Annotated in this window: 5 protein-coding genes; all 5 read left to right on the plus strand. The window is 45.3% G+C overall.

Annotated features, from left to right (window positions below):
- Window positions 1-142 precede the first annotated feature (142 nt).
- The 5 genes from ACO6UX_RS00520 to ACO6UX_RS00540 all read left to right on the plus strand — a co-directional run bounded on the left by ACO6UX_RS00520 (window position 143) and on the right by ACO6UX_RS00540 (window position 12,103).
- On the plus strand, window positions 143-1,414 hold the full coding sequence (locus ACO6UX_RS00520; RefSeq protein WP_422443871.1) for a transposase: 1,272 nt from the start codon (window positions 143-145) through the stop codon (window positions 1,412-1,414).
- Window positions 1,393-1,587, plus strand: a complete 195-nt coding sequence (locus ACO6UX_RS00525) for a hypothetical protein (protein ID WP_422443873.1) — start codon at window positions 1,393-1,395, stop codon at window positions 1,585-1,587. Before ACO6UX_RS00520 ends, ACO6UX_RS00525 begins: the two co-directional genes overlap by 22 nt.
- A 396-nt stretch (window positions 1,588-1,983) precedes the next feature.
- Window positions 1,984-6,312, plus strand: a complete 4,329-nt coding sequence (locus ACO6UX_RS00530) for a hypothetical protein (RefSeq protein WP_422443875.1) — start codon at window positions 1,984-1,986, stop codon at window positions 6,310-6,312.
- Between the two features lie 256 nt (window positions 6,313-6,568).
- Entirely contained in the window at window positions 6,569-7,213 is a 645-nt protein-coding gene (locus ACO6UX_RS00535) for a TetR/AcrR family transcriptional regulator (protein WP_101748170.1), read from the plus strand.
- A 117-nt stretch (window positions 7,214-7,330) separates the two neighbouring features.
- Entirely contained in the window at window positions 7,331-12,103 is a 4,773-nt protein-coding gene (locus ACO6UX_RS00540) for a hypothetical protein (RefSeq protein ID WP_422443877.1), read from the plus strand.
- Window positions 12,104-12,134: the final 31 nt, after the last annotated feature.

The following is a 12,134-nucleotide window of genomic DNA, read 5'->3' on the forward strand; positions in this document are numbered from 1 at the left end:
TTTTTGCCTGACCATTAAGTTAAATTTGAGCAGGTCTCACTGCTGCTACTCGGGCTTCACGGCTGCGCAAAGCCTTCATCGTGGCAACAGGAGGCCTGCTGTACCAAGCTTGGTTGCAAAGTAATGTATTGGCAACTTTTATATGACCATGCTTATACGTGTTCTTCCCTGCGCTACCCAATTTATTGATCATCTTGACCAGGCTTTACGTCAGGCTTCGCATGCTCAGCGACTGACTATGAAGCAACGCTATTTTTTAGCATTTGTCATTTCAGCAATGATTCTGACTCAGAAGCTCTGCTGGGCAACCATGGAACGTCGAAGTCTTGGCCAATACACATCAGCCGCCTTATGGTGGATGTTTTATCGATCCGAAATTGTCTGGCATCTACTGCTACGCATCAGTGTTCTGGTCATCATTGATCGTTATGGCTTATCAGAGGGAAATCTTCTTATTGACGACACTGGGCGCTCACGATCCAAGCGGACCAAAAAGATTGGCAAAACCCACAAGATCAAGGAGAAAAAGACCAATGGGTATATCAACGGTCAGGAGCTGGTCTTTCTGGTTTTACAGACTCCGCTGGTAACCGTTCCTGTTGACTTCAGGTTCTACATGCCCGACCCGGAGATGACCGAATGGCGGAAAACAAGAGACTTGTTAAAAAAACAGGGGATTCCTCCAAAGGATCGGCCCCCCAAGCCAAAGCCCAACAGTGAGTACCCAACAAAACAGCTGCTGGCACTGGATATGATCCAGGCTTACCAGCGACACTTTCCCAATATAAACGTCACTGGCATTCTGGCGGATGCTCTTTATGGGGATGCCAATTTTATGGATAGAGCTTCTTCGGTCTTCTCGGGAATACAGGTGGTTAGCCAGTTACGCTGGAACCAGTTGGTGATCTACAAAAACAAAGAAGTGAAGCTGAAGGCCTATTTTGACAGTTACCTTGGGCCTGGTGTCAAAAAAACGCTGGTTATACGAGGTGGAAAAGAGCAAAAGGTGACGGTGCTGTCTGCCCGGCTCAAGGTCAAAGCCCATGGGCAGAAGCGATTTATTGTTGCCTTGAAATATGAGGGAGAGGACGACTATCGCTATCTGGCCGCCACGGATGTTTCCTGGCGTCATGATGATATTGCCCGGCTTCACACGCTGAGGTGGTTGATCGAGGTGTTCTTTGAGGACTGGAAACTTCATGAGGGCTGGTGCAACAGAGCCTTGCAGCAAGGCATTGAAGGGTCTGAGCGTGGCGTGATCCTGAGCGTGCTGTGTGACCATATGTTGCTCCTTCATCCTGAACAATCTGCCCGCCTGGAACACAAACAGCCCCGGGCGGGTAGCCAGCGCTTACCGTTGGCTGCCTGGTCGAGAAACTCAGAATTGATGCGTTGCTGGATATCATCAAGATAGTTGTGGAGTCAGAAAATCCTCAAGAGAAGCTCAAGAAACTGACGGAGTCTCTCGAAGACTATCGCCCGTTGAGAATATCCAGCAAGCATATGGCAGGCAGGGAGCTGGGGAGAATGATGCCAACTGCCTCACTCAAGTACCGTTTGCCGGAGTATCAAACACTCGTGCATTAAAAACTTGAGAGTCGAGTAATAAAGTACGTCTTATTTGATTGTGCCAAGGTTGGGAGCCAATTTTTGCTCAGATCAACTCCGAGAAAAACAACCTGACCTTTCTGGTTTGCTCCTGATTTGTTAACCTCATGCGGCTGTCATTAAGAGTGGTGGTCGTGAGCGCCCAGCGGCCTTCAGGCCAAACCAGGCACAGGGAACTTTCTGACATTTTGGAGTTCTAAGATATGGCATAAACTAATGTCGTTCGGTCTGCTCTTTTATAAATGCCATCATCACTCACACCAAAAGCAGCAACCATTTAATATAGGAAAGTTCTAAGCAGGTTAAGTTCAATTCACTACATTGCTTATTTACACTCAGCGATGTACGCAGCCATTCAGAGAAAAGCAGGGACTTATGGATATATCCGCAGCAAAGCAGGATTTTTTCACTCCACAAGCCTCTCAGAAAAAAAAGCCTGGGGGTCGACAGGGGAAAAAAAAATCCACAATGGGTTATGCACTAGAGTGCAATAATGTGACCAATCCAAGAAAACGTCACAACACCTCTCAGGACTCAGACCAACTCCCCCACCCTGCAAAGATATTGAAAACACGTAAAATTACCCCGCCCATAACAATGCAGGCAAACAATCTCCATGACCAGATTTTTACAGATCTGACCGAAGACCCCAAACAAGGCAAGGGTAAGAAAATTTTTGGGGATTTCTGGGGTGCTTTTAAAAGTATTCTGGATGCATTCTGTAACCAATACCATGGTGATGATACCCCCATAATTGAAGAAAATATCCTGGCAGCATGGATGCCCTGCAAAGATATAACCAGAGAAAATGACAAGAAGTTAGTCAAAATTGTCTGGGGTGATCGTTATTGCAAAATCACAACGGTTAATTATTTTTGGGATCAGGCAAAGAATATGGTTTTACGAGGCATCAAGGAAGGTGTAAATTACTTCTCTTATGAAACTGAATACAAAACCGGTAAAAAACCAATAACTGCATGGGAATGTCTGGACATATTTTTAACACAATTCATAAGCCGGAAAGGATGGAAAGGATCAGCAGCATTGCTCAGAGAGAAACTGACTTCATCGTTGAAAGACCCAAAGCCAACCGAATCAGACAAGAAAAAAATCAGTATTAGACACTGTGACCAATTTCTCAAACCTGAAGACATTGACAGCAAGGGTCTGCAGCTTTTTGGTAAATATCAATGGCGAGCAATCACTAAACTGATTGCAACATCCTACAATGGTTATAGACCATCCCAACAGGAAAACTGTACACCCGAGGTTCATGATATTTTCCACCAGGCATTAAAAGACTTTATTCAGATAATGCCAGAAATGCCCGGTATGGATGAAGTAGATGATCTTCATCCTGAAACTGGAGCGCCTATAAGAAGGACAATCGCAACGACTGAATTTAACATAAGTTCATCAGCTAATAAGCTTAATTCTGAACAAACGTTTGCTACATTGATCTATCCATTTATTCATGCTGAAAAATACGATCTGATGACAAAGGATATTGAGAAATATGAGTTCCTGCTAGCGGCGGTAATGAATTTAAAGCACTACTACTTTATCGTGGTAGACCCCAGAAACACCAGTAAAGAAGAATTTAGAAATGATGAATTATGGAAAAAAGAGCATAAGTACCATAGTATTTTTCCTTTTCTACTTTCATTTAAACCAGGTGTTAGCTCTATACCCAGCAGTGAAAATCCTGAAATTGGAGAAGATATAAATTATGATGCTTTAAAAAATTGTTTTTCTTCAGAAAATGAATTATCCACAGTAAAAAATATAAATCTTGAACTTGAATCAAGACTTACTAACTCTGAAAAAAATATATCAAATCTTATAAACGAAAAAAAATATCTGGAAGAAAAAATAGAGTTACTTTCTTCAGATAATACAGACATAAAAGATGAAAACAAAAAATTAACTGATCAACTACAAAATCACAAGAAAGAAATCTCTGAATATAAAAAACAAATACAATCAACAGAAGGAAAACTGCAAGAAGCCAATCAATTACTGTTAAAAAAAGAAGAGGAAATTAAAGAAAAACTCACATTAACTAAAGAAAATCAACACCTGACAGAAGAGCTAAAACTATCAAAAGAGTCAGCAATATCGTTAGAGGGTGAAGTAAAATCACTGACAGATACCATAGGATTTCTAAAAGACAAACTAGGCAAACTTGAAGAAGAACATAAAAGCATTGAAGAACAATGCAAGAAAAACATAAGTGAAATATACCCGCAAAAAAAAGAAACAAAAAAAAATAAATCAGGAGATAAAGAGCCGCCCACCCCATTAAGATCAATGAAAAACATGGTAGAATCCATGTGCTTGATAACAAGAGAAACACAGGAAGAGGCTGCCTATCTGCAACAAAAATTAATGAAAGAAAAAATCACAAGCCAAAAGTCAATTAAAGAAGCAAAATCATTTAGAGATACCCTTTCTGACAGGGAAAAACAGATTAAAAAACTGGAAAAGGAGATCCAATCAGCAAGAGAAGAAAGTATAGCTTCCAATGATACATTACTTGAAAGCAGTACAAAGATAAAGGAGTTAAAAATTCACCATCAAAATGAAATAAAAACAAGAACAAAAAAAATAGAAGAACTAAAACAAAATTACACCAAAAAAATAAATCATCTGGAAGAAGAAATCAACAACCTTAAAAAGCAGAAAAAAACAAACCAGGATGAATTAAAAAACCTGAAACAGTATCTCAATGAAGCAAATTCAAAATTAAAAAGAAACAATGATATTTTGTACAAAAGTTTAAGGAACAAAATCACAGAACTCTCAAAAAAGATCAAAGAAAAAGAAAAAGATATTAAAGAGAAAGATAAAGGGCTGACATCTATAAAAGACCAGATTACAGAACACAGAACAAACTCAGAACAATTAGTAGGTAAAGTTAATGTTCTGGAAAGCAATATTAAAACTTTAGAAAAAGAGAGAGAACTTCTTTGTCAATTACTCAGAGAATCCAGCAACCAGGATGAAAAAATCAAGTTTGAATCCGAAATCAATCACCTTAAAAAAGAGCTATTAAGTTCTAAGGAAAGCATCAAAGTGTATGAGAGTGATTTGAAAAAAATGAAAGACAAGCAAGACTCTCTGTTATCCGAATTAGAAAATATTAAACACGAACTAGCCAGAAAAGAAACAGAGGAACGTGAACAACTAATAAAAAAAAAGAATCTAGAAGATAAATTGAAATTGACTGAGGTAAGTGCTTTACAGTCACAATCGGAAGTAAGTAGCCTGAAAAAGGAATATGAAAGACGTATTAAAGCATATGAGAGTGATTTAAAAACATTAAAAGACAAACAAAGTTCTCTTTTGTCTGAATTAGAAAATATTAAATCTGAGCTTACCAATAAAGAATCAAATGAACGTGAACAGCTAATAGAGAAAAATAATCTGATAGATAGCCTGAAAGAGAGTAAAGCAAGTATTTTACAACTGCAAACAGAAGTCACTTCCCTGAAAAGACATGAAGATTGTTTAAGTACAGAAAATAAAAAACTTAATACCTGGTTGACTGAGATCAGATCAGATCTTAAACAGTCAATATTGGAAAAAGAAGCTGTTGGGCAAGACCTGAGTCTTGCCCAAGATGCACTGACCAAGCAAACAGAACTCATTAAAATAATACGTCAAGAGTCTAGCCATACACAAAATGAATTGGAAAGAACTCAAGATAAAAACAGCCAATTGAAAGACCAGGACATCCTTTTTATCCAGCAACAGGCATTACTGCTGGATGAAGACCAACGTTTAGAACAAGTACAGAGAGAACTCATTTGCACAAAAGCTCTGGCAGACGCGAAATGTCGTGAAGTCGATGAATTAAAGAAAGAAATGAATAACCTGAAAACAAATGTTCCTGCAATCAATCATACTGTTAATCAGCAGCTCAATATTCTCCAGATGACGCCTGATCAACTACTGGACTACCAAACGGGAATGGAAACACTCCTCAGGCAGAAAGATATTACCATTGATCTATTACATGAGATGTTGGCTGCAAATGCACAGACAGCAAAAATCCAACCCGGGCCTTCTCAACTGGCACCGTTAAATCCTGAGGCCGTTGTTCCTGTCGGGACCAGCACCAACCCAGCTAAGGTGAATAGCCCTACTGGCATTAGTAATGAAACCGGTATTGCATTTTCTGTCCTATGCCAACAATTATTGCAAGACGAAAACCCGACATCTGAGCCTGACATCGTTCAGCCACCATTGACCTCAGCAGGTACAGAGTCAGCACGAGCAGTGGCAACAGTCACACCTCAACAACTATCAATGTGTGGTCCGGGGACTTTCAATTCAGGTTCACAGTGGCCCGTACCCGGAGGACAACTCTCAACTATATCGATGAGCACTCCTGTGCAGGAGAGCACCGGGTCAGCCCCAAATACCAACGAATTACAATACAGAAGGTCAGCTTTAAATACCTCCGGATTACCATTCCCCAGGCTAGAAACCACATCCCTTCGCACTTCAGATGCTGACACACCATGGAACTTTGAATCTATTCCCTCCCTGCTTGGCATTATCACTGATTTAGACGATATGTCCTCTGTAGAGCCTATATTTAACGCACCAGTCCCTGACCAACCCGCATCGCCAAAGTCCAGAGATAGTTTTCCTTTCAATAATAATTCCCGGGAGCTTGTCAGACTTAAGCATCTGTAGCGAGGATTGCGAGAAATTGAGCCTAAAAATTTCAGATTCTGAGGAGAATAGCGGGGCTATTTAATGAAGAAGCAGGGATTTTAGACCAATTTCGCAACCGCACGACTGCATGGATGCAGGAGCTCGGAGCAGTTGCCGCGTAGGACAGTCTTAAGTCCGACAGGACGTCTAACTCCTTGAGGGCCATGCCGGTATCAGGAATAATACTTCTCTCAATCACCTGAGGTTACCACCACGAACAGGATTGAATGAGCATATGGACGCAGTTGCGAAAAAATACCGTCCCGGGAAAATCCGGGAAAATAATAAAAAAAGCATTCTGGCCGCTGCCGAACAGGAGTTTGTGACCCATGGCTTCAAAGGCACTACCATGCAGCGCATCGCGGAACGGGCAAACCTGCCCAAAGCCAACGTTCACTACTACTTCAGCAATAAGCTCTCGCTCTATGCTGCCGTTCTGTCGCATATCCTCAAGCTATGGGATCAGAGCTTTAACAGCCTCAGTCCTGAGGATGACCCGGAAGAGGCGCTGGCCGCCTACATCCATACCAAAATCATGTTCTCCCGGAAGAATCCCCTGGCCTCCAGACTCTTTGCCCAGGAAATCATCAATGGCGGTCCGCACCTGACAGAGTATTTTGGCGAGGACTATCAGATGTGGTTTCGGGGACGGGCACAGGTGTTCAAGGCATGGTCTGACCAGGGAAAAATGGATGCGGTCGATCCTGTGCATCTTATCTTTCTGCTCTGGTCATCCACACAGCATTATGCAGACTTCTCTTACCAGATAGCCCGGGCCATTGGAAAAGATACGCTTGAGCAGTCTGACTATGACCAGGCAACAGAGACATTAACCCGGATAGTCCTGAAAGGTCTGGGTATTACTCCAAACCAGCGTTAAACCTAACTGGCAACATCGACCTTTTCTCTCCTCATTCCAGCGATGAAAGGTTGATATCATTGAAAGCCAGAAGAGGAACCTAATAATCATTTTGAGGTCAAACTGCGGTATTTATAGTTGCAGGGTTTTATTCTGAAAGCATCCCCATCAAGCCACCCCCATCGAAGGCCTGCTGGCCGGGTTAGTCACCAAGCCGGATCAAGTGGAATTCCAAACCGCTCCACAAGTACATTTAATGGTCAGAGAGTATCAAAACTGCAGTCCCATAGAGATAAAGCCTCCACCACGGATCATGGCAAGCAACTTGAAGACGACTTCTGGAATAATAAACCATTACAAGGACGAAAAATCACCCCGGCTCAAGTGCTCAGAGCCTATGGAAATGACAGGACTTCTCTGAGACGTGGCTTCTTCCTGCAAAAGCTCTGCTTACAGAACATTTTACAGGGCAATAGAAAAGTTACCCCGGAGCAGGTCATTCAGGAATTCAACCGGCAACCAGGCCAATATAATAAGCACAAATTACCAATAGCACGCTTCAAGGCGGAATGCTGCCTGAAGGGCCTGACGCTAAATGGTCATAAGGTCTCAACGGATGCGGTGGTCAAGAATTTTCAGGCACTCAAAGCCCCCCTGGAGCTGGCGCGTTTTAAAGAACAATGTTGCCTGAAAGACCTGACAGTAAATGGCCAGCGGGTCACACCGGAGGCGGTGGTTCACGATTATCAGGTGACCAATGCAACACTGGAACTGGTGCGCTTTAAGGAAATGTGTTGCCTGAAGGGCCTGTTGTTGAATGGCCATCACGTCACACCGGAGGCGCTGGCCAGGGATTATCAGGCAATCAACGCAACACAGGAGTTGGCATACTTTAAGGAACTGTGTTGCGTGAAGGGCATAATGTTGAATGGCCAGCCGGTTACACCGGATGATGTGATTAAGGGGTTCAGGGGTACCCCGGAAAGCAAACTGTCAATAGCACGCTTCAAAGCGGAATGTTGCCTGAATTGCCTGCCGTTGCGTGGCCAGCCGGTTACGCCGGAGGCGGTGGTTAAGGATTTTCAGGCAGTCGGCGTCCTCCTTGATCTGGCGCACTTTAAGGAACAATGCTGCCTGAAAGGCATGACATTGAATGGTCAGCTGGTTGCACCGGAAACGGTGGTTAAGGATTTTCAGGCCGCCGGAGCAACCCTGGGGCTGGCGCGCTTTAAGGAACATTGCTGCCTGAAAGGCATAACATTGAATGGTCGTCTGATCACACCGGAGGCGGTACTTAAGGATTATCAGGCAGCTAACGCAACACTTGAGTTGGCGTGCTTTACCGAACTCTGTTGGCAGACAGGCCTGCCGATACATGGCCAGCACGTCACACCGGAGGTGGTGGTTAAGCATTATCAGATGGCCAGCGCCACACTGGAGCTGTCCCGTTTCAGGGAGCAATGTTTCCTGAAAGGCATAATGCTGAATGGCCAGCCGGTCACACCGGATGCGGTGGTTAAGGGTTATCAGGTTGCCAATGCACAACTGGAGCTGACCCGGTTTAAGGAACAATGCTGCCTGAAGGGCCTGAGGTTAAATGGCCAGTGGGTAACATCGGATGAAGTGGTGAATGACTATCAGGCAGCCAGAGCAACAACGGAGCTGGCGCTCTTTAAAGAACGATGTTGCCTGAAGGGTCTGCCATTGAATGGCCAGCCAGTCATACCAGACACCGTGGTTAAGGATTATCTGGCCGCCAGGGCAACACTGGAGCTGGCTCGCTTTAAGGAACAATGCTGCCTGACAGGCTTGTTGTTAAATGGGCGGCCGGTCACGCCAGAGGCGGTGGTTAAGGCCTTCCCGACTACTCTCGATGGCAAACTGGGAATAGCACGCTTTAAGGAACAATGTTGCCTGACAGGCTTGATGTTGAATGGCCAGCCAGTGAAACAGGATGCGGTGGTTAAGGATTTTCAGGCCGCCAGGGCACCACTGGGGCTGGCACGTTTCAAGGAACAATGTTGCGTGATGGGCCTGGCATTAGCCGGTCGGCAGGTCACACCCGATGAGGTGGCCAGGGATTTTCAGGCAGCCAGAGCCACTCTGGAGCTGGCACGCTTTAAGGAACTATGTTGTCTCAGGAACCTGGCATTGAATGGCCAGCCGGTCACACCGGATGCAGTGGTTAAGGATTTTCAGGCCGCCAGGGCAACACTGGAGCTGGCACACTTCAAGGAACTGTGTTGCCTGAAGGGCCTGGCATTGAAGGGTCAGCAGGTCACAGCGGATACGGTGGTTGAGGCGTATCCCGATAGTCCGGAGGGCAAACTGGGGAAAGCGCGCTTCAAAGCGGAATGTTGTCTGAAGGGCATGGCGTTGAATGGCCAGCCGGTCTCACCGGATGCGGTGATTGAGGATCTTCAGGCAGCCAGGGCAACACTGGAGCTGGGTCGCTTTAAGGAAGAATGTTGCCTCAGGGGCATGTCACTGAAGGACCAGCAGGCCACTCCGGATGCGGTGGTCAGGGGTTTCCCGGATAGTCCGGAAGGCAAACTGGGGGTAGCGCGCTTTCAGGAGCAGTGTTGCCTGATGGGCCTGCTGTTGAATGGCCAGCCGGTCACACCGGATGCTGTGGTGAAGGGTTTCCCGGATAGTACCGCAGGCAGACTGGGGATAGCGTGCTTTAAGGAAAAATGTTGTCTCAGGGGCCTGGCGTTGAATGGCCAGCCAGTGACACCGGATACAGTGGTTAAGGGCTATAAGGCAGTCAGAGCAACGCTGCAACTGGCGCACTTTAAGGAAAAATGCTGTCTGAGGGGCTTGCTATTGAATGGCCAGCCAATCCAACCGGATACGGTGGTAAAGGCGTTCCCGGAGAGTATGGAAGGTACACTGGGGATCGCACGATTTAAGGAGAAATGTTACCTGAGAGGCATTACTCTGCGAGGCCCGCAGCTCACATCAGATGAGGTGGTCAGGCATTTCCCGAACAGTCCGGAAGGCAAACTGGCGATAGCGCACTTCAAGGAACTGTGTTGCCTGAAAGGCCTGCTGTTGAATGGCCAGCAGGTTACAACGGACAGGGTGGTTGAGGATTTTCCGGACAGTCCGGAAGGCAAACTGGGGATAGCGCACTTTAAGGAAAAATGTTGCCTGAGGGGCCTGGCGTTGAAAGGCCAGCCAGTCACACCGGATGCGGTGGTTAAGAGCTTCCCGGATAGTCCTGAAGGCCAGTTGGGGGTGGCGCGCTTCAAAGCGGAATGTTGTCTGAGGGGTTTGCTGTTGAATGGCCAGCTGGTGACGGCGGACGCGGTAGTCAACGATTTTGAACGCATTGGCAGATTGCTGGAAATCGCTATTTTTTATGCTCAGCTGGCATTGAATGCGAAAAAACTGAATGGCCGTTATCTGGGTAACAAGGACGTATTGGAAGCGTTTAATCAAGTCCCCGGGGATCAATCGGCAAGGCAAACCAGATACCTGATTGAAAGGCTGAAACACTCTCAGTGGTGGGATGAAAACAACGACGCTCAGGATTTGCTGCAAGAGGCCTGGCAAATCCTGAACAACGCATCAGTCAAAGGGGATGAGCAACACCGACTGCAATGTATATTGAAATTCATGGCTATGCAGCATGAACTGTCCATTGATCAACAGAGCGTGTCGGCAGAGCAGGTATTGCAATCCATCAACACCCTGAGACACTCATTTCAGAAAGCACGGCTGCATTTCTTCTTCCTGGCCTACTGCTATCTCACCAGCCATGGGGTTAATGGACATCAAATCGAAAAGGATCAGGTTCTGGAGTGCCTACAGAGTTTTACTGAAGTCAGCAAACTGCAACATGCTTTAGGCTGCTGGTTTGAGCAATGCAAATCCGAAGCCGATGTAATGGGTAATCTACTGCTTCAAAAGGAAAATATTTTTACTCCGGGGAGTAACAGCGCACAAGGATACGTAGCCACTCAGGCAACAAACGCCGGTGTAGCGCACACCCGGCAGCTATGGCCAAATGGACCGGTTTTTTTGGACAAGCAGGTTCCGCAGTTAACCGCACTCACACTTAAAGCACTGGATATTATTCAGGAAATCAATATTTCCTGTACCGACTTCCCCATTCTGATTACCGGTTCTTTCGCACGTTGTTTGCAGAATATGTGTTCAGTATTTAATGACATTGACATTATCTGCGCGACAGAAAAGTCGGCCAGAATACTCTGTGAAAAGCTGCGGGCACTGATCACAGACAAGGGTACAGACATTCCCAAAAGTATTGTCATCTGGGAAGTCCCGGGGTGTCAGGAGATCAGACTGCCAAATGGCTTCAATATTCATCTTAAAGACGGTGATTTCGGGATAAAAGCCATGGGGCTTCAGGTCAGTGTTGATGCCAGAGTCGTCCATGAAAATGCCCCACAATTGGCCGTTCACGTCCACGGTGTTCAGAGACCTGTACAATGTTTGTCGTTTACTGAAGAAACCCGATTACTGAACGATACGCTGGAATACCTCGCTGAGAGCCTTGATCCGCTCACCGTAAGGCTACAAAAAGGGGAGGTATTTAAAATACCACGAACCATTCTTTTTAATGCCCCTCAAAACAGCAATGAGCGTATTTATGGCTTGCTGTTACGCTGCCTGCTTACTCTGAATAAAGCCAGGCAATTCATCACCCTGAACTGTGCAGGCAATCCCGGGAAACCGGACTGCCGCAGTCATCAGCTGCAAAAAGAACAACTACGGCTTTATGCACTGACTGAGAATCTGCACATGAAATTGACCAGCCATGTTTGCCGTAATGATTTTGAGCACAGAATTAACAACTGGCTATCGACAACTCAGTCTGTTAATGATTGTCCGACCGATAAGAAAGAGTTTATCCAGGCACTGCTGGCGATGATGCACGCTTAATAACTCAAATCGGTATTGTTAAGTAGTTGGC

Origin of the sequence: Endozoicomonas sp. ALB091 (genome assembly GCF_049310265.1) — a bacterium.
Lineage (GTDB): Bacteria > Pseudomonadota > Gammaproteobacteria > Pseudomonadales > Endozoicomonadaceae > Endozoicomonas.